Source organism: Agromyces rhizosphaerae, from assembly GCF_027925245.1.
Taxonomy (GTDB): Bacteria; Actinomycetota; Actinomycetes; order Actinomycetales; family Microbacteriaceae; genus Agromyces; species Agromyces rhizosphaerae.
The window spans coordinates 2630022-2652040 of record NZ_BSDP01000001.1; the positions used below are offsets into that span (position 1 = coordinate 2630022).

Consider the following 22019-nt stretch of genomic DNA (forward strand, 5'->3'; position numbering starts at 1 on the left):
GATGGCGGACCGGCTTCGCGGGGCGCTGAGCCCCTACCTGCGCGCGCACGCCGACAACCCGGTGGACTGGTGGCCGTGGGGCGAGGACGCGTTCGCCGAGGCGCGCCGCCGGGACGTGCCGGTGCTCGTGTCGATCGGGTACGCGACCTGCCACTGGTGCCACGTCATGGCGCGGGAGAGCTTCAGCGACCCGCTCATCGCCGCGCAGCTGCGCGACGGGTTCGTCGCCGTGAAGGTCGATCGTGAGGAGCATCCGGACGTCGACGCCGGCTACCTCGCCGCGGCGAGCGCCTTCACGCGCAACCTCGGCTGGCCGCTGACCGTGTTCGCGACCCCGGAGGGGCGGGCGTTCTACGCCGGCACGTACTTCCCGCCGCGTCCCGCGGGCGGGGTGCCGGCCTTCGGCGAACTGCTCGACGCGGTCTCCCAGGCCTGGATGGGGCGGCGCGACGAGGTCGACGCGACGGCGACGTCGCTGGCGGGCGCGCTGGCGGAGGCATCCGTGCTGCGGCCCTCGGAGGGCGGCCCGCCGGACGCCGCGCGGCTCGACGCCGCCGCGGCCTCCCTCGTGGCGCTCGAGGATCGCGCGCACGGCGGGTACGGCGGCGCCCCGAAGTTCCCGGTGGCACCCGTGCTCGGGTTCCTGCTCGCGCACGGGGGCGGTGCCGCGGCGTCCGCGCGGCGCAGCCTCGCGGCCATGTCGGCGTCGCCGCTGCGGGACGCGGTCGACGGGGGGTTCTTCCGGTACGGCACCCGCGTCGACTGGAGCGAGCCGCACTACGAGCGGATGCTGTACGACAACGCGCAACTGCTCGAGGTCGCCGCCCGCGCCGCGGTGCAGGGCGACGGGCTCGCGATCGGCACCGCGCGCGGCATTGCGCGGTACCTGCTGCGGGTGCTCCGCCGGCCCGAGGGCGGGTTCGCGAGCGCGCAGGACTCCGAGAGCGACATCGACGGCGTGCGCACCGAGGGCGGGTACTACGCCCTCGATGCCGCCGCGCGCTCGGACCAGCCCGCGCCCGCCCTCGACGAGAAGGTGCTGACCGGGTGGAACGGGCTGGCGATCGAGGGCCTCGCGACCGCGGGCGCACTGCTCGACGAGCCCGACTGGACCGAGGCCGCGCGGGAGACCGCGACCGTGCTGCTCGAGCGGCACCGGGGTCCCGACGGGCGGCTCATCCGCATGTCGCTGCACGGGGAGCCCTCGTCGGCCCGCGCGGCGCTGGAGGACTACGGCATGCTCGCGAACGGGCTGCTCGCCGTGGCGATCGCGGACGGGGATCCGGCGCTCGCGGTCGAGGCGCGCGCGCTGGTGGACGCCACCCTGGACGCCGCGGGCGATGCGGCAGAGAACAGCGGACGCGTGTTCGCGGTGCCCGGCGGCGCGGACCCGGTGCTCGAGGCGCACGGGCTCGTCGTGGAGGCCGACCCGTCGGAGGGTGCGACGCCGTCGGGAGCGAGCGCCCTCGCCGGAGCATGCACGACGCTCTTCGCGCTGACCGGCGACGCCCGGTACGTCGACGCCGCCCGCGTGACGATCGCGCGGGTCGCCGAGCCGATGGTCCGCCAGCCGCTCGCGTTCGGCGCGGCGCTGCGCGTGGCCGACGTGCTCGACCGCGGACCGACCCAGCTCGTGACGGTGACGGCGTCGGCGGGGGCGGACGACGAGCTCGTGCGGGCGACGCGCCGCCACGGGGCATCCGTCGCCGTCGTGGTCGCCGAGGATCGCGTGGCGGCCTGGGTCGACGCCGGGTTCGAGCTGTTCGCGGGGCGCGGCGTCCGTGACGGCCTGACGACGGCCTACCTGTGCCGCGACTTCACCTGCCGGCTGCCCGTGACCTCGGCGAGCGCGCTCGCCGACGAGCCCTGACCCGCTGCTGGCCGGACGCTCACCAGACGGTCGGGACCCGGCCGATCATGCCCCAGACGGCGACGCTCAGGTCGGGGTGCTCGACCGCGATGTCGCGGAGCACGTCGTACTCGAAGCGCTCGCGGTCGCCGGCGCGCGCCGTCGGGTGGTACGCCCGGGCGCGGGCCGTGCTCCAGGGGTCGACGTGGATGCGCTCCTCGCGCAGCGTCGCGACCACCTGCTCGTCGACGGTGGGGAGGTCGGGGAGGAACGCCCACGGGTCCTCGCCGAGCCGGCAGCGCAGGTCGATGAGGGCGGCGAGCTCGTCGCGCGCGTCCTGACGCAGCCGCTCGATGGTCGGCGCCTCCTGCGACATGTGTTCCCCCTCCGGTCGGACACGGCAAGGCTAACCCCGGAGTGTGACATCTGCGTTTCGCGAAGCTTGCCGATGCGTGATGCGGGTCCGAACCGGCTCGTGACGGCCGCGCACGGCGATCCGGCCCCCCGCGGCGGTCGGCTGCGGTTGAATGAGAGTCGTGGTGACGGCGACGGAGATGCGGATCGCGGCCGCGCTGGCGGCAGACCTGTCCGCGGCGCGCTACACCGTCGCGGGCCTCGACGGGCTCTGGGGCGACGAGGCGGAGGCGGCGCTGCACCGCGGCGACGCCGTGCCGGCCGCGCGCCTGCTGGAGCGGATGCCCGCTGGCGCCGACCCGCGGGTGACGCTCGCCCTGTGCTTCGTGCTCGGCCTCGGCGCCGACCGCGACGACCTCGCGCGCGCGCTGCCGACCGCGGGGCTGGACGGCGCCGTCGCGCTCGGGCTGGTCGACGTCGACGGTGCGCGCGTCAGGGCGCGGGTCGACCTGCGCCCCTACGCGTTCGCGGACCGCGTCGGCGAGGCGAACTGGTGGATCGCGTCGGACCCGGGCGAGGTCGCGACCGGAGCCCCCCTCGCCGAGGACCACGTGCTCGGGGTCGGCGGCGCGTCGAGCACCCTCGCTGCGCTGCAGTGGCAGGAGCCGGTGGACAGCGTGCTCGACCTCGGCACCGGATGCGGCATCCAGGCCATGCACGCGTCGCGGCACGCCGACCGCGTCGTCGCGACCGACATCAGCGCCCGGGCGCTGCGCTTCGCCGAGCTGAACGCCGCGCTGAACGGCGTGACGGGCATCGAGTTCCGGCTCGGCAGCCTGTTCGACCCTGTCGCGGGCGAGCGCTTCGACCGCATCGTGTCGAACCCGCCGTTCGTCATCACGCCGCGGCGCGATGACGTGCCCGCGTACGAGTACCGCGACGGCGGCATGGTCGGCGACGCGCTCGTGGCGCAGGTGCTCGCCGGACTCGCCGACCACCTCGAGCCCGGCGGCTCCGCGCAGCTGCTCGCCGACTGGGAGTACCGCGGCGCGGACGGCGACGGGCTCGAGCGGGCGAGCGACTGGTTCGGCCCCGACCTGGAGTACTGGCTGATCGAGCGCGACCGGGTCGATCCGATCGAGTACGCCGAGACCTGGGTGCGCGACGGCGGCACCCGGCCGGGCACGCCCGAGTACGGCGCGATGGTGCGGGCCTGGCTCGACGACTTCGAGGCGCGCGGCGTCGACGCGGTCGGGTTCGGGTACGTCGTCGCCCGGCGCCCGGCCGACGGCGTGGTGCGGCTGCGCCGCACCGAGCAGCAGCACGGCCCGCTCGGGTCGGGGGCACCCGGCCCGCACCTCGAGGCCTGCGTCGGCGCGTTCGACCGCATCGTCGACGACGTGGCCGCGGCCCGCCCGGTCGTCGCGGGCGACGTGACCGAGCAGCGCCACCACTGGCCGGGATCGGCCGACCCGACCGCCATCACGCTCAGCCAGGGCGGGGGATTCGCCCGCACGGTCGACGCGGGCACGGCCCTCGCCGCGCTCGTGGGCGCCTGCGATGGCACGCTGACGGTCGCCGCGATCGCGGGCGCCATCGCCGGACTGCTTGACGCCGACGAGGCGGCGCTCACGGAGGAGCTGGAGGACGACGTCGTCGAGCTCGCGCTCTGCGGCATGCTCGCGCCCGCGACGGACGCCGCGGACGACGAGCCGGGCCCGGACCCGGGTGGCGCACGATGAGACGGCGCACGTTCCTGGTCGGTTCCGCGGCGGGCCTCGTCGCGGTGCTGGCCGGATGCGTGCCCGAGCCGCCCGCCCCGACGGCCTCGCCGACGCCGACGACCCCCGCGCCGACCCCGACCGGCACGCCGATCGCCTCGCCCGTGCCCGCACCCGCGGCCATGCGCCGCTCGGCCTGGGGCAGCGACCCGTTCGCGCGCGGCGCATTCAGCTACCAGGCGGTCGGATCGACGCCCCAGCACCGGCGCGACCTCGCCGTGCCGTTGGGCGACCGGGTGTTCCTCGCGGGTGAGGCGACCTCGACCGCCTACCCCGGCACGGTCCGCGGCGCGGCCGAGCAGGGGGCCCGCGTCGCCGCCGAGGTCGCGGACCTCGCCGCTCCGGGCGAGCGCATCGCGATCGTGGGCGCCGGGCTGGCCGGGGTCACCGCGGCGCGGGCGCTGACCGACGCCGGCTACACGGTCGTCGTGCTCGAGGCGCGCGACCGCATCGGCGGTCGCATCGACACGGTCGAGGACGACGCCTGGCCGCTCCCGGTCGAGCTCGGTGCGGGGTTCGTCCCGGCCGACGCGGTCGGGCTGCAGGCGCGCCTCGCCCGTGCCGGCGCCACGACCGCCCAGTTCGTCACGACCCCGTGGGTGCACACGCCGTCGGGCGAGACGGTCGCGGCGTCCGACGCCGGGGCGGACGCGGTGGCGGCCGCCCGCGAGTGGGCGATGGCCCAGCCGCACGACGTGACCCTCGCGAACGCGCTGCTGCGCTCCGGCGCGATCGACCGGCTCTCCGAGGAGCCCGACGAGACCGGGGTGTCGGGGGCCGACTGGCTCGCGTACGAGCTCGACACGGTGCTCGGCGTCCGCACGGGGGCCGACGCCCGGCAGCTGTCGGCGCGCGACGGCGGGCTCGACCCCGAGGAGCCGGTCGTGCAGGAACGGGTCGAGACCCCCTACGTGCAGTTCCTGCGCGACGAGGCGGCCGACCTCGGCGTGCTGCTCGGCGGGGCGGTCCTCAGCATCGACCACTCGGGCGACCTGGTCTCGCTGCGCCTCGAGTCGGGCGAGTCGTTCGCGGCCGACCGGGCGATCGTGACCGTGCCGCTCGGCGTGCTGCGCGCCAACCTGATCGCGTTCACGCCGTCGCTCCCGCTGCGGCACGCACGGGCGATCTCGGTGCTCGGCAACGGGCGGCTCGACCAGGTCTGGCTGCGCTTCGACGAGCCGTTCCTGCCGGCCGGCCCGCCGGTCCGCACCGTGGTCGGCGCCGACGACGACCCGTTCGCGGGCTGGCTCGACCTGAGCCCGTCGCCGGAGCAGCCGGTGCTCGTGGGACTGCTCGCGGCCGAGCGGGCGGACGCGCTCGCGGAGGCATCCGACGACGAGGTGATCGCCCTCGCGCGCACGAGTCTCGAGCCGTTCGCCGGCTGAGCACGGCGGGGCGCGGCCGGGCAGGTCGAGCGCGCTCAGCGGGGGGCCGCGGCGAGCTCGGGGGCATCCGACCGCTCCACCGGAACGGGGTCGAGGGTGCCCGCCCCCTCGCGGCGCACGATGCGGGTGGCCGCGACCAGCAGCGCGGCAACGGCGAGCAGCACGGCGAGCACGATCGCGCACGCGATCGCGATGCCCACGGGCCCGCCCACCTGCAGCGGGTCGAGGAAGAAGTACGGGTACCAGCCGACCGCGGGGCTGCGCACCAGCGTGTACGCGAGCCAGCCGACCGGGAACAGCGGCACCCACCAGAGCGTGCGCCAGCCGACGGGCACGTGCCGCACGCCCAGCACGGTCTCGAGCAGCCAGTCGACGACGAGCACGACCGGCACGACGAAGTGCAGCACCTGGTCGGACGGCGGCACGTCGATGCGGTAGCCCGTCGCGCGCGCCTGGTAGACGATCAGCCCGAACACGACGCCCGACACAGCGACGTAGGTGATGACGAGGCAGCGGATGCCCGTGAGCCAGCCGGGCTCCCGCCGGCCCAGCACCGCGATCACGCCGCTGGCGCCGACCACCGCGACGGCGAGGAACGCGCTCTGCACCGTGAAGTACGAGAAGAAGTTCTCGGTGGCGAAGCTCGTGAAGCCGAGCACGTACCGGAAGTTCTCGACGAGCGCCATCACCTCGACCACGGCGACCGCGATGCGGGCGAGGCCGAGCGTGCGCAGCGCGCGACGGCGGCGCGGGTCGGGAGGGGCCTCGCGCGCCGGCATGCGTCCACGCTACGCCGGGCGTGCCGGGACGACCGCCCGACGCGGCCGGGCGGAAGGGCTCAGACGGTGCCGGCGGGCGGCCAGACGCCGATGATCAGGGCCATCACCAGGAACGTCACGAGCTCGTGCGCGATGTTCAGCGTGGTGAGCCCGGCCGGGCGGCCCTCGAACGCGTCGTGCGTGATGAAGCGCGCCGCGGTGAACCCCGCCCAGAGGATGAGCGCCGTGACCAGCGCGTTGACCAGGAAGCTGCCGCCGTAGAAGTGCCACGCGATGACGGTCGCGCCCGCGAGCACCCACGCCGACACGAAGCTCACGAGCACCGTCGCGGTGATCGCGCCGACCGCGCTCTTCCCGTCGGGCTCGACCTTGGCGAGTCGCATCCAGTAGTTCCCGAAGACCTTGGGGGTGTACCAGACGGTGCCGACGATCATCGTGGAGAGCGTGGCCAGCAGCACCGCCCAGTAGTTGATCTCGGGAATCATGCGAGTCCTTCCTCGGCGGCTTGGAATCTGCTCGGAGTCTAGTGGGCCGGCCGCGGTAGGGTCGGGATTCGATCCCACGTTCCGCTCGATACCGGAGGCGCTGCACGCGATGCCCGACAGCCCGCTCCAGGCGACGCCGTACGAGGTGCTCGGCGTCGCGGCGGACGCGTCGACCTCGGAACTGCGCGCGGCCTACCGGCGGAAGCTGCGGGAGACGCACCCCGACACGGGCGGCGACCCCGACCGGTTCCACGAGGTGCAGGCGGCCTGGGAGCGCGTCGGCACCGCCGAGGCGCGCGCGGCCTACGACCGCGGGGGCACCGCGCGCACGACGGCCGCCGACGACGGCGCCGGCTCGTGGTCGATGCCGCGCACGCAGGGGGAGCGGCGCGACACCCGGCCGGGCACGCGCAGCCACGGGCATCCCGGCGGCGTCTCGCGCGTGCGGTACCTCGAGCTGATCCGCGAGTGGGCGGGGCGCGGCGTCGAGCTGCCCGACCCGTTCGACGCCGATCTCGTGCGCCGCGCGCCGCGCGAGATCCGCCACGTGCTGGCCGACGCGCTCGCCGAGGAGGCGACCGCGCGCACCGTCTCGACGCTCGGCATCGCCTGGACGGCCTGGCACGATGTCGCGACGGATGCCGCGGGGCCGGGCCTGCCCGCGAAGCTCGACCACGTCGTGCTGGGGCCCACCGGGCTGTTCGCCATCCAATCGGAGGACTGGGGCGCACCGGTGCGAATCCGCCGCGGCGAGCTGATCGGTGAGGCGCTCGCGGGGGAGAAGCCGATGCGCGCGCTCGGGCTGCGGGCGAAGGCCGTCGGCCGCGCCGCGCACGTGAAGTTCACCTGCCTGCTGATCGTCGTGCCCGACGGCGACTCCGACGAGGACCTGCAGGTGCTCGGTTCGATCCGGGGCGCGGTGACCGCGATCGTGCAGCGCTCGCGGCTCGCGGGCGTGCTGCGCTCGGGGCTGCCCGGTTCGGCGCTGATCGGCGGCGCCGAGGTCATGGAGGTACGCACCCGGCTGCAGCAGTCGGTGCGCTTCGCCTGACCGCTCGGGGTGGTTGGATGGGGGCATGCCCCCTTCGCACGAAGCCGACTCGATCGTCGACGACTTCGCCCGGTTCGTCCAGGCGTCACCGAGTTCCTACCACGCCGCCGTCGAGGTGGCCGAGCGCGCCGTCGAGGCGGGATTCACGTGGCTCGAGGAGTCGGAGGACTGGCCCGGCGGACCCGGCAAGTACGTCGTCGTGCGCGACGGTGCCGTCATCGCGTGGGTGCAGCCCGAGGCATCCGGCGCCCTGCCCGTGCGCGTGCTGGGCGCCCACACCGACTCGCCCGGCTTCAAGCTCAAGCCCACCCCCGACGTGCGGGGCAACGGGTGGAAGCAGGCGTCGGTCGAGGTCTACGGCGGCCCGCTGCTGAACTCCTGGCTCGACCGCGAGCTCGAGCTCGCCGGCCGGGTCGCGACGCGCGACGGACGCGTGCGGCTCGTGCGCACCGGCCCGATGCTGCGCATCCCGCAGCTCGCCATCCACCTCGACCGCGGGGTCAACAACGACGGGGTCGCGCTCGACAAGCAGCGCCAGACGCAGCCGATCTGGGGCGTCGAGGCGGCCGAGGGAGACCTGGCCGAGCTCATCGCCGCTCGCGCCGGCATCGATGTCGCCGACATCGCGGGGCACGACATCCTCACGGTCGACACGCAGCCGCCGGCCCGCTTCGGCGACGGCGCCGTGTTCCTCGCGAGCCCGCGCATGGACAACCTGACCTCGGTGCACGCGGGGCTGCGCGCCCTGCTCGACGCGCCGAGCGATGCGGGCCACATCAGCATGCTCGCGGCGTTCGACCACGAGGAGCTCGGCTCCAACTCGCGCTCCGGTGCGTCGGGGCCGTTCCTCGAGGACGTCCTCGTGCGAATCAACGAGGGCATGGGGGCGACGGATGCCTCGCGCAGGCGCGCGCTCGCCGCCTCGTGGTGCCTCTCGGCCGACGCCGGCCATGCCGTGCACCCGAACTATCCCGAGCGCCACGACCCGACCCACCGCCCCGCGCCGGGCGGCGGCGTGCTGCTCAAGGTCAACGCCAACCAGCGCTACGCGAGCGACGCGGTCGGTGCGGCCATGTGGGCGCGCGCGTGCGAGGCGGCCGACGTGGCGACGCAGCCGTTCGTGTCGAACAACACGATCCCGTGCGGGTCGACGATCGGGCCGCTCACCGCGACCCGGCTCGGCATGCGCACGGTCGACGTGGGCGTTCCGCTGCTGTCGATGCACTCGGCGCGCGAACTCGTGCACGTCGACGACCTCGTGGGACTTGGCCTGGCGGTGGGCGCGTTCTTCGCGATGCACGACTGACGCACCGGTCGCGGCGCGCGCCGTCGTCTCAGACGGAGATGCGGAAGCCCGTCTCTCCGGTGGGCGGCACCTCGGCGGTCTCGATCGCGGTCACGGTCGCCGACGGCGGCCCGCCGCGCATCCAGTCGACGAGCGCGGCGACGGCCTGCTCGTCGCCCTCGGCCTCGGCCTCGACCCGGCCGTCGAGGCGGTTCTTCACCCAGCCCGAGACGCCGAGGCGCTGCGCTTCGGCCCGCGTCCACCAGCGGTAGCCGACGCCCTGGACCATGCCCGTCACGGTGATGCGCAGCCTCGTCATGCCCCCAGTGTGGCCGAGAGATGGCCGGAAATCGACGGTCGGCGTCGCGCGATCGCGCGACGCCGGCCCGCGAGATCGTGCAGGATGCGGGAATGAGCGCAGAGACCCCCGCCGCATCCGTCGCCCCCGTCCCACCGGCCCTGTTCGCGGGTGCCGCGAGCCCCGAGGAGGCCGTCGCCCACCATCGGGCGCGCCTCGCGTTCGAGACCGACGCGTCGGACGTCGCCGACGCCATGGCCACGGAGGACCCGGGGTTCGTCGTGGTCGACGTGCGCAGCGACGCCGCCTGGGCGCAGGGGCACGTCGAGGGCGCGCTGCACCTCCCGCACGCGCGCGTCACGGCCGAGGCGCACGGGCTCATCGCGCCGGGTACGCCAGTGGTGGTCTACTGCTGGAGCCCCGGATGCAACGGCGGGGCCAAGGGCGCGCTCGCGTTCGCCGCGCTCGGCCACCCGGTGAAGGAGATGCTCGGCGGGTTCGAGTACTGGGCGCGCGAGGGCTACCCGATCGCGGGCGACTCGGGCTCGGGCGCGCGGGCGGTCGACCCGCTCACGGGCGTGTCGGATGCCGCGCCGGGACCGCTCGGCGAGCCGGTCGCCTGCGGCTGCTGACGCGCGCGCTCGACCGGATGGAGCGCGAGACGGGCCGGGCTCAGCCGACCGGCGACGCGTCGAGCTTCGCGAGCGGCGCCTCCGGGTCTGCCGCCCACTCGTTGAGCGAACCGTCGTAGACCGCCACGTCGTCGGCGCCGCTCGCGACGAGCGCGAGCGCGAGCCCGGCGGCGGCCACGGCGGCGTGGCAGTAGACGATCACGCGACCCTGCTCGCCCGCGCGGCGCTCGAGCGCGTCGTGCGTGGCGAACCGCTTCGTCTCGCGGTCGACCACGCTGCCGAACGGCAGGTTGGCGCTGCCCGGGATGTGGCCGATGGCACCGCCGGCACCGGCGAAGTCGCGGGGCGACAGCGCGCAGACGAGCGTCGCCTGGACCGTGCCCTCCACAACCGCGGCGACCTCGTCGCGATCGGCCCACGCACCGGGGCGCTCGGCGAGGGTGAGCGGCTCCGTGGTCGCCGCGCCCTCGAGCCCGGTCTGCAGGGGGCGCTCCTCGGCGCGCCAGGCCGTCAGCCCGCCGTCGAGCACCGCGACGCGCTCCACGCCGGCCGCGCGCAGCACCCACCAGAGGCGTGCGGCCCACTGGCCGAGCGCCGTGTCGTAGACCACGACGGTCGATCCGTCGTGGATGCCGAGCTCCTGAGCGGCGCGCGACACGGCCTCGAGGGACGGGCGGGCATAGCCGTGCCGGCCGTCGGGGTCGGAGAACGTCTCGAGCAGGTCGGCGAACACCGCCCCCGGCACGTGCCCGTCGACGAGGTACGCGTCGAGGCCGCTGACGGGCCCCGAACCCTGCGGCGTCGAGACGTACACGACGGTCGCGTCCACCACGACGAGGTCGTCGTCGCCGAGCCGGTCGGCGAGCCACTGGGTGCTGACGAAGGGTGCGTCGAGGGTGAGGGCCATGGGGTCACGCTATGCGGCGGGCCGCGGATGCACGAGGGCACGCGACACGCGCCGTCACAATCGCCTCACCTCAGCCGGCGCGGCCGGAGCCACGGCACCCGGTCGACGAGAGGCGCGAGCGCACCCCTGATCACCCCGATCAGGCCGAACGGCACGAAGAACACGAACAGCAGCAGCACGACGCCGTAGGTGAAGCCCGCCGCGGCCGGGTCGATCTCGCCGGCGATCGCCGGCACCGCCTGCACGAACGCCGCGCCGAGCACCGCGCCGGGCACTGTCGCGATGCCGCCGACCACGATCATCGTGATGAACGAGATCGAGAGGGTGAGGCCGAAGTTCTCCGGGCCGATGAACTCGAGCAGCATCGCGTAGAGCCCGCCGCCGACGCCCGCGTACGCGGCCGAGGTCGCGAACAGGCGCACCTTCGTGCGCTGCACGGCGACGCCGAGGGTCTCGGCGACGAGTTCCGCGTCGCGGATCGCCACGAACGCGCGCCCGATGCGCCCGCGGGCCATCCGTGCCGTGACGACCCACGCGAGCACGAACACGAGCAGCGCGAGCAGGTACACCCACTGGTCCTGGTCGAGCGGCACCCCGGCGGGCGGGTCGCCGTCGATGCCGATGCCGCGGCTGCCGCGGGTGATCTCGTCGAGCTGGCGGATCGCGGGCGGGGTCACGAGGGCGAGCGCGAGCGTCACCAGGCCGAGCTGCAGCCCCTGCAGGCGCAGCGCCGGGATGCCGAACAGCCACCCGATCGCGAACGCGACGGCGCCCGCCAGTGGCAGCGTCGCCACCGCGGGCACGCCCGCCGCCCCGACGACCGCGGTCGTGTAGGCGCCGACCGCGAAGAACGCCGCGTGGCCGAGCGAGACCTGCCCGCCCATGCCGACGAGCAGGTTCAACCCCATCGCCACGATCGCGAAGATGAGCACGAGTGCGACGTGCAGATTGATCCAGCTCGGGTTGACGAACGGCACGATCGCAAGCGCGACCACGCCCGCGGCACCGAGCGCGAGCGAGACCGGCCTGGAGAGCCGGAGCGGCGGCCTCGGCGTGCGCAGCCACTCCACCGGCGTGATGCGCGGCGCGCGCGGGGGAGCGGCCGGCTCCGGGGCATCCGCCCGCTCGGTCTGCTCGTCGAGCTGCGTCGTCATACGCGTACCACCTTCCGGGAGCCGAACAGCCCCGCGGGCCGCAGCAGCAGCACGACGAGGATGATCGCGAGCGCGAGGCCCTGCTTGAACTCACTGCCGATCCACGGCACGTAGGTGCCCGCGATGTTCTCGGCGAGGCCGACGATGATGCCGCCGACGATCGCGCCGAGCGGCGAGTCGAGACCGCCGAGCGTCGCGGCCGCGAAGGCGTAGATGAGCACCGGCGCCATCATGCCCGGCTGCAGGAACAGTTCCGGGGCGATGAGGGTGCCCGCGATCGCGCCGATGCCGCCCGCGAGGCCCCATCCGACCGAGAGCATGCGCCCGGTGCGCACGCCCGACAGGCGGGCCGACTCGGTGTCGCCGACCGTGGCGCGCATGAACAGGCCCGTGCGGGTGAAGCGGAAGAACGCGGCGAGCGCGATCGCGCCGCCGAGCACCGTGGCGATGATCACGAGGTCCTGGCGGGAGAGGGCCGCGCCCGCGACCTCGACGGCGCCCTGCCCGAGCACGGGCGGCACCTCGCGGGTCTGGTGGCCCCACACCCACGCGATGACCGCGTTCAGGGCGATCATGAGGCCGAGGGTCGTGATGATCATCGGCAGGTGCTGGTTGCGCTTCGCGAGCGGGCGGATCAGCACGCGCTCGATGCCCATGCCGAGCACCGCGCACGCGAGCACCGAGACCGCGAGCGCGGCGAGCAGCGGCAGGCCGAACGCGACGAACTGCCAGGAGAGGTACGCGCCGAGCAGCGCCATCTCGCCCTGGGCGAAGTTGATGGTGTGCGACGCGCGGTAGACGAGCACGAGGGCGAGCGCGAGCGCGCCGTAGATCGCGCCGGCGGCGACGCCGTCGACGAGTTGCTGGAGCAGGAGGTCCACGGGTCACACCCCCAGGTAGGCGCGACGGATGTCGTCGCTGGATCGGAACTCGTCCGCCGTGCCGCGCTGCACGATGCGACCGTGCTCGAGCAGCAGGGCGCGCTCGCCGATGCGGAGCGCGAGCTCGGCGTTCTGCTCGACGATGAGCATGGCCGCGCCCGACTCCTCGTGCAGCTCGGCGAGGGTGCCGAACAGCTCGGTCGTGATGGCGGGTGCGAGGCCGAGCGAGGGCTCGTCGAGCAGCACGAGTCGAGGGCGCGACATGAAGCCGCGCGCGATCGCGAGCATCTGCTGCTCGCCGCCGCTGAGGCCCGCCGCGTGGCGATGGCGTCGCTCGCCGAGACGGGGGAAGCGCGCGTACCAGCGGTCGAGGTCGGTGCGCGCCTCGCGCCGGGGCCTGGTGGCCGCGCCGACGAGCAGGTTCTCCTCGACCGTGAGGTCGCCGAAGGTGCCGCGGCCCTGCGGCACGTGCGCCATGCCGAGGGCGGCGAGGCGGTGGGTGCCGGTGCCGATCACCGACGTGCCGTCGACCTCCAGCTCGCCGCGTACGTGGATGAGGCCCGAGAGCGCGCGCAGCAGCGTGGTCTTGCCCGCGCCGTTCGAGCCCAGCACGACCACGATCTCGCCGGGGTCGACCCGGAGCGAGACGTCGTGCAGCACCGTGATCTGGCCGTATCCCGCGCTCAGGCCGCGGGCCTCGAGGAGGCTCATGCGGCCGTCCCCAGGTACGCCTCGACGACCCGCGGGTCGTTCGCGACCTCGCGCGGCCTGCCCTCGGCGAGCAGCTTGCCGAAGTCGAGCACCACGACGCGGTCGCAGATCGACCGGACGAGTCCCATGTGGTGCTCGACCACGAGCACGGCCATGTTCCGCTCGCCCGCGAGCCTGCGGATCGTGTCGGCGAGCTCCATCACCTCCGAGTGCACGAGCCCGTTCGCCGGCTCGTCCACGAGCAGCAGTCGCGGCTCGCCGATCAGGGCACGGGCGAGCTCGACCCGTTTCTGGGTGCCGAACGGCAGGGTGCCGACGGGCTCGAGCGCCACGTCGAGGAGGTCGAGCGAGTGCAGCAGCTTCAGCGCGTCGCTCGTCGCGCGCTCCTCGTCGCGTGCGACCTGCGGCAGCGCGAGCGCGGTCGCCCAGAAGCCGCCGCGGGTCGTGCGGTAGGTACCGGCGAGCACGTTGTGCAACACGGGCAGCCGCGGGATCAGCCCGAGGTTCTGGAAGGTGCGGCCGATGCCGAGCCGCGCGATGCGGTGCCTGGGCATGCCGACGAGCTCCTCGCCGGCGAATCGGATGCTGCCGGAGTCGGGCGCGTACAGGCCGCTGATGCAGTTGAACAGGCTGGTCTTGCCCGCGCCGTTCGGGCCGATCAGCCCGACGATCTCGCCAGGCGCGACCGTGAGGCCCGGGCCGTCGAGCGCGCGGACGCCGCCGAACGACAGGTGGATGTCGTCCACCTCGAGCAGGGGCCGGAGGACGAGGGGGGAGCCGGGTTCGGTCTCGAGTCGGATGATGCGCATGTTGCTCCTCGGGTGCGGTCGAGGGGCGGGCGGGCGCCCGCCCCTCGACCGGGCTGGTCACTGCTGGGTGAAGACCTCGTCCTGCAGCTCCCAGTTCGCGCCGTTGAAGACCTGCACCTTCAGCTCCGAGAACACGTAGGGGTACTCGGGCGACGTCGAGATGGTGACGTCGTTCGGCAGCAGGTCGATCGTCTCGCCGTCGAAGGAGGTCGCCGACTCGAGCAGCGCGTCGCGCGTGCAGCCGTCCATGTTCGCCAGCGAGATCTCGAGCAGCTGCGCCGTCGAGTAGCCCGCCGCGGCCGGCACCGAGCGCGGGTCGAACGCGTCGCTGTGGGCCTCGGCGAACGCGGCGTACGCGTCCCAGCCGGCGTCGCCCGCGAGCGAGGCGTCGGTGATGTCCTTCGCGTAGGCGATGGAGACGACGCCGTCCGAGGCGCCCTCACCCGCCGGGATGAGGAAGAACGTGGCGTCGGCGGCGGGCGCGTTGATGACGGTCGTCGCGTCCCAGCCGAGCTCGGCCTTCTTCTTCAGCGACTGCGTCGCGAAGGTGCCGACGGCCCAGTCGAGGAACCAGTCGGCGCCCGAGTCGGCGAGGTTCGTGACCTGGCTGTCGACGGTGCCCGATGCCACCTCGTAGGACTCCTCGGCGACGATCTCGACGCCGGTGCCCTCGAAGCGCGCCTCGAAGTTCGCGCGGATCGACTCGCCGAACTCGTCGTTCTGGTACAGGATCGCCACCGTGGCATCCGGGTCGTTCGCGAGGATGTACTCGGAGAGGGTCTTGACCTCGAAGTCGTACTGGGGCATGAACCCGGTCGTGTACGGCGAGGTCGCGCTCAGGGCGAGGATCGCGTCGCTGCCGGTGCCGGCGTAGAGGTAGGGCACGCCCTCCTCGGTCACGTACTCGCTGGTCGCGATCGCGGCGCCCGTGCCGAGCACGCCCGCGAGCGCGAACACCTCGTCCTGCTCGACGAGCTGGCGCACGTTGACGGCGGTCTTCGCGGGGTCGTAGCCGTCGTCCATCACGGTGACGACGACGTCGCGGGTGACGCCGTCGGAGAATTCGAGGCCGCCGGCCTCGTTGACGTCGTCGAAGTAGGCCTCGATCGCGGTGCCGATCGGGCCGTAGGCGGCTGCCGGGCCGGACATCGGCACGCTGACGCCGATGCGGACCTCGGTCTCGGTGAAGCCCGGGTCGCAGTCGGCTGCGTCGGTGGTGGTGCCCCCCGACTCGCGTCCGGCGCAGCCGGAGAGCACGAGGGCGGTGACCGCGAGCCCGGCCCCCAGGCCGAGGAGCGCCGGTCGGCGGAATGCGGAACTGGTGACGGCCATGTGATTCCTCCTTGAACGTGGACCGTGGTGCGCGGTCGAGTATGACACTCAGAGGGGCGGATGTCACGACTTTTGTGAATCACGATTCACACACGATCGTACGGAGAGATACCGTGCAGTATCGCTTTCAGTGCTCCGAAGTGAGCCGAGAGTCACGTCGCCGGGACCGGTGACGCCTCGAGCCGGGAACGGCTGTGCCTAGGCTGGGCGCATGCCGATGCGTCGCGACCCCGCCCCTCCGGGCCGCTGACGCGCCATGCCTCCCGTCGTCGCGTTCCTCGCCGGTCTGGTCGCCCTCGTCGTGGGCGCCGAACTGCTGGTGCGCGGCGGATCGCGCCTCGCCGAGCGGCTCGGCGTCTCGCCCATGGTCGTCGGCGTCACCGTCGTCGCGTTCGGCACGAGCGTGCCCGAGCTCGCGATCGGCATCGACGCCGCTGTGCAGGGCAGCGGCGCGCTCGTGGTCGGCAACATCGCCGGCACGAACATCCTCAACATCCTGCTGATCCTCGGCCTCGTCGCGCTCGTGCGGCCGGTGAAGGTGACGGCGGCCACGCTCCGCGTCGACCTGCCCACGATGGTGGGCGTGAGCGTGCTCGCGCTGCTGCTCGCGCTCGACGGGACGTACGGGCGCATCGATGGCGGCGTGCTGCTGCTCGTCGGCGTCGCCTACGCGACGGTCATCGTGCGCGGGGCTCGCCACCAGGCGGCATCCGCCCGTCGTGCCCGCCGGGAGGCGATGACCACCCGCACCGAGACCGGGAGCATCATCTTCGTGCACCCGCCGCGGCCGTCACCGTGGAAGGCGGTGCGCGACGCGGCGTACGTGGTCGGCGGGCTCGCGGTGATCCTGGTCGGCGCCGACTGGCTGGTGTCGGGCGCCGTCGACATCGCGACCGCGCTCGGCGTCTCCGAGGCCGTCATCGGCCTCACGATCGTCGCGCTCGGCACGTCGGCGCCCGAGCTCGCCACGGCGGTCGTGGCGCTCATCCGCGGCGTGCGCGACCTCGCGATCGGCAACCTGCTCGGCAGCAGCATCTACAACCTCGCGCTCGTGCTCGGACTCACCGTGGTGGTCTCGCCCGCGCCGATCGGCATCGAGCCCGAGATCATCCGGGTCGACCTGCCCGTCATGGTCGCGACGGCCGTCGCGTGCATCCCGGTCTTCGTCAGCGGCAACCGCATCCGCCGGCTCGAGGGCGCGGCGTTCGTGACGGCGTACTTCGTCTACCTCGCGTACCTGCTGATCGCGCGCACCTAGGGCGAGGCGAGCGGATGCCCCGCCGCCGGCGTCCGCCCGGCGCTCAGCGTGCCGTCAGCGCACCGTCTTGCGGCTCGTGATCTGGCCGGTGTCGAAGCCGAGCAGGTGCAGGCCGCCGTTGAAGCGGGCGTGCTCGACCTTGAGGCAGCGGTCCATGACCACGGTCAGTCCCTGCTCCTCGCCGTAGTACGCGGCGTCCTGGTTCCAGATGCCGAGCTGCACCCAGATGGTCTTCGCGCCTGCCGCGACGACGTCGTCGATCACGCTGGGGATGTCGCTGCCGCGGCGGAACACGTCGACGATGTCGGGCACCTCGGGCAGCGATGCCAGGTCGGGGTAGACCGGCTGGCCGAGGATCTCGGTCGCGTTCGGGTTCACGAAGTAGACGCGGTAGTCGGTCGACTGCAGCAGGTAGGTCGCCACGAAGTAGCTCGACCGGGCCGGGTTCGACGAGGCGCCGACGATCGCGACCGACTTCGCCTTCCGGAGGATGCCGAGGCGTTCCTTCGCGTCGGGACCCTCCCACGTGCGCTGCGAGCGCAGCAGCTTCGCCAGCGGCGAGTTCGCCGGCATCTCGCAGCTCAGGCCGTTGACCAGGCGCACCGTCTCCAGGTCGTCGTTCGAGGCCGCGGTCGTGCCCGTGGCATCCGTCGCCGTCGTGGCATCCGTCACCGTGCTCATCATTCGCCTCCGGTCGCGGCCGCGAGGGCCTGGTCGAGATCGTCGATGATGTCCTCAACGTCTTCGATGCCCACGCTAATCCGCACGACGCCCGGGAGCACGCCGGCGTCCACGAGCTGCTGCTCGGTGAGCTGCGCGTGCGTGGTCGACGCGGGGTGGATGATGAGCGTCTTCGCGTCGCCGATGTTGGCGAGGTGGCTCGCCAGGTTCACCGACTCGATGAGCTTCTGGCCGACCGCGCGACCGCCCTTCACCTCGAAGCTGAACACCGAGCCCGGGCCCTTCGGCAGGTACTTCTGCGCGCGGTCGTGGTGCGGGTGGTTCGGCAGGCCGGCCCACCAGACCTGCGAGACGCGGTCGTCCTGCTCGAGCCACTCGGCGACGGCGCGGGCGTTGTCGACGTGCGCCTGGATGCGGTACGGCAGGGTCTCGACGCCCTGCGCGAGCAGGAACGCGCTGTGCGGGCTGAGCGCCGGGCCGATGTCGCGCAGCTGCTCGGCGCGGAGCCGGGTGAGGAAGGCGTACTCGCCGAAGTTGCCGTTCCACTGCAGCCCGCCGTAGCTCGGCACGGGCTGGTTGAACAGCGGGAACTTGTCGGAGTGCCAGTCGAACCGGCCCGACTCGACGACCACGCCGCCGAGGGTCGTGCCGTGGCCGCCGATGAACTTCGTGGCCGAGTGGGTGACGATGTCGGCGCCCCACTCGATCGGGCGGTTGAGGTACGGGGTCGCGATGGTCGAGTCGACGATGAACGGCACGCCGGCAGCGCGGGCGACGTCGGCGAGGCCCTCGAGGTCGGCGATCTCGCCCGACGGGTTCGCGACGGTCTCGACGAACAGCGCCTTGGTCTGGTCGGTGATCGCGGCGGCGTAGTCGGCCGGGTCGGAGGACTGCACGAAGGTGGTCTCGATGCCGAAGCGGCGCAGCGTCACGTCGAGCTGGGTGATCGAGCCGCCGTAGAGGTTGGCGGATGCCACGATGTGGTCGCCCGCCCCGGCGAGGCTCGCGAAGGTGATGTACTGCGCGCTCAGGCCGCTCGCCGTGGCGACCGCGCCGAGGCCGCCTTCGAGGCTCGCGACGCGCTCCTCGAAGCTCGCCACCGTGGGGTTCGCGAGGCGCGAGTAGATGTTGCCGTACTTCTGCAGCGCGAATCGGGCGGCCGCATCCGCGGTGTCGTCGAAGACGAACGCCGTCGACTGGTGGATGGGCAGCGCCCTGCTGCCGTGCACCGCGTCGGGGATGTTCCCGGCGTGGATCGCACGCGTCTTGAAGCCGTATTCGCGGTCTGCCATGCGGACCAACCTAGCGGCGGGCGCGGGCGGCGCCGGACGCCCGCGTAATCGGGCGAAACGCGAGGGCCGCTCGGGCCCGTGGCGACCGCGCGGCCCGGCCGTGTGCGCGGATGCGGAGATGCCGCGCGACACGCCGATGGCGCCGTGTCTGTGGCGGCGTGTCACCGCGGATCTCCGCATCCGCGCACAGGAGGTGCTGCCCGTTCGGGGTCAGACGAGGTCGTCGGTGGCGGCGATGCGGGCGAAGCCGCCGCCCTGGAGGTTCACGGCCGTGGCCGTGGCGAGCTCGTCGGCCGTCAGGCGCATGCCCGCGGGGCCCTCGAGGTCGAACGTGTGGGTCGCGTCGAGCGCGACGGTCACGTCGAAGCCGAGGTTGCCGCCGACGCGCGCGGTCGTCTCGACGCACTGGTTCGTCTGCACGCCGCAGAGCACGATGCGCCGGATGCCCCGGGCCCGCAGCCACCCCTCGAGGTCGGGCTCGCCGTGGAAGGCCGAGTTCACGTGCTTCGTGACGAGCAGCTCGTGCGCCGCACCGGCCACGAACGGGCGCAGGTCGTTGCCCGGCTGCCCCGGACGCAGCGGCGACGCGTTCTCGACCGAGTCGTGGCGCACGAGCACGACCGGCCGCGAGGCATCCGCCCATGCAGTCAGCAGCCGCTCGATGTTCGCCTCGGCGCCGGGCGCGTTGCGCGGTCCCCACCGCGGGTCGTCGAACCCCTGCTGCACATCGATCACGATCAGGGCCGTCTCGTCCTCCGCCATGCCCCCATCCTCTGCGGTATGGGGCACTTTTCAGGAGGTGCGGCTGGCGCCGCGCAAGAATTGGCTGGAAGTCGGGGCAGGACGGCCGGAATCGGCCTGATGCGGCCGGGATACCGGTGGGATGCGCGGCGGGCCGTTCAGGCTTCCTGAATTGTGCAACCCGGTCTCTGCCAAGCTTGCCCAGTGCAGATCGTCAGGAGTGGGCACTGGCTCTACGCCAACGCGGTGATGCAGCCGGTCGACATCGTCGGCCTGCCCTTCGATTTCTGGTTCGAGCTCGCGAAGGCTGATGGGCAGTTGGAGGCCGACGAAGAATCGAGTCCACTCGGCGAGGGCGGCCTGCTGTACTACGTGCGCTTCCGCCACGCCGGTGACTCGACTGAGCCGACGTGGCCGGACTCCGTGGGTTACTCGACGATCGAAGCCGCGATGCGCGCCGCCCGGAACTCCGTGGCTGCAGTCATCCACTGGGATCAGCATGGTGCACAGGCGAGCGACCGGGCTGCTGCGTCGAACGAGACCTAGCTCCAGCCGGGGAGCCAGAGGTGGAGCCGCCAGAACGTCTCGAGCATGGGGATGCCGGTCCACATCGGGTAGAAGAACGCCGAGACGAGCACGACGAACACCGTGTAGACCGCGATCACGCCGATGCCGCGGTCGCGCTTCCACCACGGGTCGTCGCGGCTGCCGAGGATGCAGTGCGCCGCGTAGCCGAGCGCGAGGAACGTGAACGGCTGGAACGCGATCGAGTAGAACTGGAACACCGTGCGGTCGAGGTACGCCAGCCACGGCAGGTACCCGGCGCCCGCGCCCACCAGGATCGCCGCGACCTGCCACTCGCGGTACCGCACGAGGCGGTACAGCAGGTACCCGACCGCGAGCAGCGCGCCCCACCAGAGCAGCGGGTTGCCGAGGCCCGTGATGACCTCCCGGCAGTCGTCGGCCTCACAGGCATCCGACGCGAAGGACAGGTACATCGCGACGGGGCGGATCATCAGCAGCCAGGTCAACGGGCTCGACTGCCACGGATGCTCCGAGGCCAGCCCCACGTGGTAGCCGTACGCCGACTCGTGGTAGTGCCAGAGCGACTGGATCGCCGGTGGTATCCACTCGAGCTGCGCACCGATCGCGTTGGCGGGGTCGTCGGCCCAGTCGCGGTAGTAGCCGCCGTCGGTCAGGAGCCATCCGGTCCAGCTCGCGAGGTAGACGACGAAGGCGACCGGCACGAGCAGCAGGAACGTGATAGGGCCCTGCTTCAGGATGCCGCCGCTCAGCCAGAACGGCACGCCGAGGCGTCGCCGGGCCAGCGAGTCGACGAGCACGAGGTACAGGCCGAACGCCGCGAGGAACCAGACGCCGGACCACTTCACCGCACAGGCCGCACCGAACGCGGCCCCGGCGGCGATCACCCAGGGCCGGTTCCACATCGCGGGGCCGACCGCCGACTCGCGGCTGCCCGAGCGCGCCGCGACGACCCGGTGCGAGAGGCGCTGCCAGGTCCAGTCGCGATCGAGCACGACGAACCAGAACCCGAGCAGCGCGAACAGCATGAGCCAGCCGTCGAGCAGCGCGACGCGCGACATCACGATCGCGTTGCCGTCGATCGCCAGGAACAGCCCGGTCAACACCGCCGCCACGGTCGAGCCCGTGAGCCGGCGCGCGACCATCATCACGACGAACACCGCGATGGTGCCGGCGAGCGCCGTCGTCGCCCGCCACCAGAAGGCGGCCTCGGCGCCGAACGCGGCCATGCCGAGCCCGATCAGCCACTTCCCGAGCGGCGGGTGCACGACGTACGACCCCTCCTCGAGGTAGGTGTCGTTCTCCCCGTTCGCGAACCCCTCGTCGGCCCCCTCGGGCCAGCGCGCCTCGTAGCCGAGGTTCCAGAGCGTCCACGCGTCCTTCACGTAGTACGTCTCGTCGAAGATGATCTGCTGCGGGTGCCCGAGGTTCCAGAACCGCAGCACCGCGGCGACGAGCGTCACGGCGATCGGCGCGCCCCAGTACCAGAGCCACCGGCGGGCCGGGGTCGAGACCACGCGCTCCCACCAGGCGTCGAGCGCGCTGCCGCGCAGGTCGTCGTCATCGTCGGATGCCCCGGAGCCGGCCGCGCCCTCGGCGGCGCGGGCGTCGCGGGTGACCAGCATCGACTCGGGCAGCGCGAGTCCGGGAACCGGGGGCTCCCGCCGTGCCGGGCCGTCGGGGCGCGCCTCGGCCGCGCCCGTGTCCGGGCCGTCGGCGTCCTCGGCTGCCATCGGGCATCATGCTAGGCCACGCGTGTTGCGGCGCGGTCACGCACCGCGGGGGCTCGGCGGGCACGGCGCTCGCCGGAG

The 22019-nt window shown here is 73.4% G+C and carries 22 protein-coding genes; 8 read left to right on the forward strand and 14 right to left on the reverse strand.

Features of this window, described 5'->3' with window-relative positions; all coding sequences use genetic code 11:
• The first annotated feature begins 1 nt into the window (after position 1).
• Positions 2 to 1870 (forward strand): thioredoxin domain-containing protein, encoded by a 1869-nt coding sequence (locus tag QMG39_RS12420; RefSeq protein ID WP_281885430.1) that lies wholly within the window; start codon positions 2 to 4, stop codon positions 1868 to 1870.
• Between the two features lie 19 nt (positions 1871 to 1889).
• Here QMG39_RS12420 and QMG39_RS12425 read toward each other — a convergent pair whose 3' ends face one another.
• On the reverse strand, positions 1890 to 2225 hold the full coding sequence (locus QMG39_RS12425) for a hypothetical protein (RefSeq protein WP_281885432.1): 336 nt from the start codon (positions 2223 to 2225) through the stop codon (positions 1890 to 1892).
• Positions 2226 to 2376: 151 nt separating this feature from the next.
• Between QMG39_RS12425 and QMG39_RS12430 the strand changes: the two genes are divergently transcribed.
• Together QMG39_RS12430 and QMG39_RS12435 are read left to right on the forward strand one after the other, a co-directional pair.
• Entirely contained in the window at positions 2377 to 3945 is a 1569-nt protein-coding gene (locus tag QMG39_RS12430) for a DUF7059 domain-containing protein (protein WP_373878328.1), read from the forward strand.
• Positions 3942 to 5369, forward strand: a complete 1428-nt coding sequence (locus QMG39_RS12435; protein WP_281885434.1) for a flavin monoamine oxidase family protein — start codon at positions 3942 to 3944, stop codon at positions 5367 to 5369. Before QMG39_RS12430 ends, QMG39_RS12435 begins: the two co-directional genes overlap by 4 nt.
• A 35-nt stretch (positions 5370 to 5404) precedes the next feature.
• Here the strand turns inward: QMG39_RS12435 and QMG39_RS12440 are convergent, their stop codons facing one another.
• Together QMG39_RS12440 and QMG39_RS12445 are read right to left on the reverse strand one after the other, a co-directional pair.
• On the reverse strand, positions 5405 to 6148 hold the full coding sequence (locus QMG39_RS12440) for a Pr6Pr family membrane protein (RefSeq protein ID WP_281885436.1): 744 nt from the start codon (positions 6146 to 6148) through the stop codon (positions 5405 to 5407).
• Between the two features lie 59 nt (positions 6149 to 6207).
• A complete protein-coding gene (locus tag QMG39_RS12445; protein WP_281885438.1) occupies positions 6208 to 6633 on the reverse strand; it encodes a DUF1761 domain-containing protein in 426 nt (141 codons plus the stop codon).
• 109 nt (positions 6634 to 6742) lie between these two features.
• Here QMG39_RS12445 and QMG39_RS12450 point away from each other — a divergent pair, with 109 nt between their 5' ends.
• Both QMG39_RS12450 and QMG39_RS12455 read left to right on the forward strand, forming a co-directional pair.
• Positions 6743 to 7684 carry a J domain-containing protein gene (locus QMG39_RS12450; RefSeq protein WP_281885439.1) on the forward strand — a complete coding sequence of 314 codons (942 nt, stop codon included), beginning with the start codon at positions 6743 to 6745 and terminating at the stop codon, positions 7682 to 7684.
• A gap of 25 nt (positions 7685 to 7709) precedes the next feature.
• Complete coding sequence (locus QMG39_RS12455; protein ID WP_281885441.1) at positions 7710 to 8990, forward strand: M18 family aminopeptidase; 1281 nt, start codon at positions 7710 to 7712, stop codon at positions 8988 to 8990.
• 28 nt (positions 8991 to 9018) lie between these two features.
• On the opposite strand, the gene QMG39_RS12460 is transcribed toward QMG39_RS12455, so the two are convergent.
• Positions 9019 to 9288 carry an acylphosphatase gene (locus QMG39_RS12460; protein ID WP_281885443.1) on the reverse strand — a complete coding sequence of 90 codons (270 nt, stop codon included), beginning with the start codon at positions 9286 to 9288 and terminating at the stop codon, positions 9019 to 9021.
• A 92-nt stretch (positions 9289 to 9380) separates the two neighbouring features.
• Between QMG39_RS12460 and QMG39_RS12465 the strand changes: the two genes are divergently transcribed.
• The gene (locus QMG39_RS12465; protein WP_281885445.1) at positions 9381 to 9899 is read left to right on the forward strand and encodes a rhodanese-like domain-containing protein; all 519 of its coding nucleotides are present in this window, start codon (positions 9381 to 9383) and stop codon (positions 9897 to 9899) included.
• A 40-nt stretch (positions 9900 to 9939) separates the two neighbouring features.
• On the opposite strand, the gene QMG39_RS12470 is transcribed toward QMG39_RS12465, so the two are convergent.
• From QMG39_RS12470 to QMG39_RS12495, 6 genes are all read right to left on the reverse strand, one after another.
• Complete coding sequence (locus QMG39_RS12470) at positions 9940 to 10806, reverse strand: sulfurtransferase (RefSeq protein WP_281885447.1); 867 nt, start codon at positions 10804 to 10806, stop codon at positions 9940 to 9942.
• Positions 10807 to 10871: 65 nt separating this feature from the next.
• On the reverse strand, positions 10872 to 11960 hold the full coding sequence (locus QMG39_RS12475) for a branched-chain amino acid ABC transporter permease (RefSeq protein WP_281885449.1): 1089 nt from the start codon (positions 11958 to 11960) through the stop codon (positions 10872 to 10874).
• Complete coding sequence (locus tag QMG39_RS12480) at positions 11957 to 12841, reverse strand: branched-chain amino acid ABC transporter permease (RefSeq protein WP_281885451.1); 885 nt, start codon at positions 12839 to 12841, stop codon at positions 11957 to 11959. Before QMG39_RS12480 ends, QMG39_RS12475 begins: the two co-directional genes overlap by 4 nt.
• 3 nt (positions 12842 to 12844) lie before the next feature.
• Entirely contained in the window at positions 12845 to 13552 is a 708-nt protein-coding gene (locus tag QMG39_RS12485; RefSeq protein WP_281885453.1) for an ABC transporter ATP-binding protein, read from the reverse strand.
• Positions 13549 to 14361 carry an ABC transporter ATP-binding protein gene (locus tag QMG39_RS12490; protein WP_281885455.1) on the reverse strand — a complete coding sequence of 271 codons (813 nt, stop codon included), beginning with the start codon at positions 14359 to 14361 and terminating at the stop codon, positions 13549 to 13551. The genes QMG39_RS12485 and QMG39_RS12490 overlap by 4 nt, the downstream gene beginning before the upstream one ends.
• A 57-nt stretch (positions 14362 to 14418) precedes the next feature.
• Positions 14419 to 15693, reverse strand: a complete 1275-nt coding sequence (locus QMG39_RS12495; protein ID WP_281885457.1) for an ABC transporter substrate-binding protein — start codon at positions 15691 to 15693, stop codon at positions 14419 to 14421.
• Positions 15694 to 15949: 256 nt separating this feature from the next.
• Between QMG39_RS12495 and QMG39_RS12500 the strand changes: the two genes are divergently transcribed.
• Positions 15950 to 16951: a calcium/sodium antiporter gene (locus tag QMG39_RS12500; RefSeq protein ID WP_281885459.1), complete on the forward strand. Its 1002-nt coding sequence runs from the start codon at positions 15950 to 15952 to the stop codon at positions 16949 to 16951.
• A 54-nt stretch (positions 16952 to 17005) separates the two neighbouring features.
• Here the strand turns inward: QMG39_RS12500 and QMG39_RS12505 are convergent, their stop codons facing one another.
• The 3 genes from QMG39_RS12505 to QMG39_RS12515 all read right to left on the reverse strand — a co-directional run bounded on the left by QMG39_RS12505 (position 17006) and on the right by QMG39_RS12515 (position 19686).
• The gene (locus QMG39_RS12505; RefSeq protein ID WP_373878329.1) at positions 17006 to 17632 is read right to left on the reverse strand and encodes a CoA-binding protein; all 627 of its coding nucleotides are present in this window, start codon (positions 17630 to 17632) and stop codon (positions 17006 to 17008) included.
• Entirely contained in the window at positions 17632 to 18924 is a 1293-nt protein-coding gene (locus QMG39_RS12510; RefSeq protein ID WP_281885461.1) for an O-acetylhomoserine aminocarboxypropyltransferase/cysteine synthase family protein, read from the reverse strand. The genes QMG39_RS12505 and QMG39_RS12510 overlap by 1 nt, the downstream gene beginning before the upstream one ends.
• A 210-nt stretch (positions 18925 to 19134) precedes the next feature.
• Complete coding sequence (locus tag QMG39_RS12515; protein WP_281885463.1) at positions 19135 to 19686, reverse strand: cysteine hydrolase family protein; 552 nt, start codon at positions 19684 to 19686, stop codon at positions 19135 to 19137.
• Positions 19687 to 19869: 183 nt separating this feature from the next.
• On the opposite strand from QMG39_RS12515, the gene QMG39_RS12520 reads away from it, so the two are divergent.
• The gene (locus tag QMG39_RS12520) at positions 19870 to 20211 is read left to right on the forward strand and encodes a hypothetical protein (RefSeq protein WP_281885465.1); all 342 of its coding nucleotides are present in this window, start codon (positions 19870 to 19872) and stop codon (positions 20209 to 20211) included.
• On the opposite strand, the gene QMG39_RS12525 is transcribed toward QMG39_RS12520, so the two are convergent.
• Positions 20208 to 21941 carry a dolichyl-phosphate-mannose--protein mannosyltransferase gene (locus QMG39_RS12525; protein WP_281885468.1) on the reverse strand — a complete coding sequence of 578 codons (1734 nt, stop codon included), beginning with the start codon at positions 21939 to 21941 and terminating at the stop codon, positions 20208 to 20210. The two genes, QMG39_RS12520 and QMG39_RS12525, sit on opposite strands and share 4 nt — an antisense overlap.
• Positions 21942 to 22019: the final 78 nt, after the last annotated feature.

What these genes read in the sequence shown, in the direction of transcription:
- QMG39_RS12470 (WP_281885447.1), bottom strand. Translation starts at nt 10,806, where the DNA reads ATGGCCCTCACCCTCGACGCACCCTTCGTCAGCACCCAGTGGCTCGCC.
- QMG39_RS12445 (WP_281885438.1), bottom strand. Translation starts at nt 6,633, where the DNA reads ATGATTCCCGAGATCAACTACTGGGCGGTGCTGCTGGCCACGCTCTCC.
- QMG39_RS12430 (WP_373878328.1), top strand. Translation starts at nt 2,377, where the DNA reads ATGAGAGTCGTGGTGACGGCGACGGAGATGCGGATCGCGGCCGCGCTG.
- QMG39_RS12465 (WP_281885445.1), top strand. Translation starts at nt 9,381, where the DNA reads ATGAGCGCAGAGACCCCCGCCGCATCCGTCGCCCCCGTCCCACCGGCC.
- QMG39_RS12460 (WP_281885443.1), bottom strand. Translation starts at nt 9,288, where the DNA reads ATGACGAGGCTGCGCATCACCGTGACGGGCATGGTCCAGGGCGTCGGC.
- QMG39_RS12435 (WP_281885434.1), top strand. Translation starts at nt 3,942, where the DNA reads ATGAGACGGCGCACGTTCCTGGTCGGTTCCGCGGCGGGCCTCGTCGCG.
- QMG39_RS12450 (WP_281885439.1), top strand. Translation starts at nt 6,743, where the DNA reads ATGCCCGACAGCCCGCTCCAGGCGACGCCGTACGAGGTGCTCGGCGTC.
- QMG39_RS12500 (WP_281885459.1), top strand. Translation starts at nt 15,950, where the DNA reads ATGCCTCCCGTCGTCGCGTTCCTCGCCGGTCTGGTCGCCCTCGTCGTG.
- QMG39_RS12455 (WP_281885441.1), top strand. Translation starts at nt 7,710, where the DNA reads ATGCCCCCTTCGCACGAAGCCGACTCGATCGTCGACGACTTCGCCCGG.
- QMG39_RS12420 (WP_281885430.1), top strand. Translation starts at nt 2, where the DNA reads ATGGCGGACCGGCTTCGCGGGGCGCTGAGCCCCTACCTGCGCGCGCAC.
- QMG39_RS12495 (WP_281885457.1), bottom strand. Translation starts at nt 15,693, where the DNA reads ATGGCCGTCACCAGTTCCGCATTCCGCCGACCGGCGCTCCTCGGCCTG.
- QMG39_RS12505 (WP_373878329.1), bottom strand. Translation starts at nt 17,632, where the DNA reads ATGAGCACGGTGACGGATGCCACGACGGCGACGGATGCCACGGGCACG.
- QMG39_RS12515 (WP_281885463.1), bottom strand. Translation starts at nt 19,686, where the DNA reads ATGGCGGAGGACGAGACGGCCCTGATCGTGATCGATGTGCAGCAGGGG.
- QMG39_RS12510 (WP_281885461.1), bottom strand. Translation starts at nt 18,924, where the DNA reads ATGGCAGACCGCGAATACGGCTTCAAGACGCGTGCGATCCACGCCGGG.
- QMG39_RS12475 (WP_281885449.1), bottom strand. Translation starts at nt 11,960, where the DNA reads ATGACGACGCAGCTCGACGAGCAGACCGAGCGGGCGGATGCCCCGGAG.
- QMG39_RS12425 (WP_281885432.1), bottom strand. Translation starts at nt 2,225, where the DNA reads ATGTCGCAGGAGGCGCCGACCATCGAGCGGCTGCGTCAGGACGCGCGC.
- QMG39_RS12525 (WP_281885468.1), bottom strand. Translation starts at nt 21,941, where the DNA reads ATGGCAGCCGAGGACGCCGACGGCCCGGACACGGGCGCGGCCGAGGCG.
- QMG39_RS12490 (WP_281885455.1), bottom strand. Translation starts at nt 14,361, where the DNA reads ATGCGCATCATCCGACTCGAGACCGAACCCGGCTCCCCCCTCGTCCTC.
- QMG39_RS12440 (WP_281885436.1), bottom strand. Translation starts at nt 6,148, where the DNA reads ATGCCGGCGCGCGAGGCCCCTCCCGACCCGCGCCGCCGTCGCGCGCTG.
- QMG39_RS12485 (WP_281885453.1), bottom strand. Translation starts at nt 13,552, where the DNA reads ATGAGCCTCCTCGAGGCCCGCGGCCTGAGCGCGGGATACGGCCAGATC.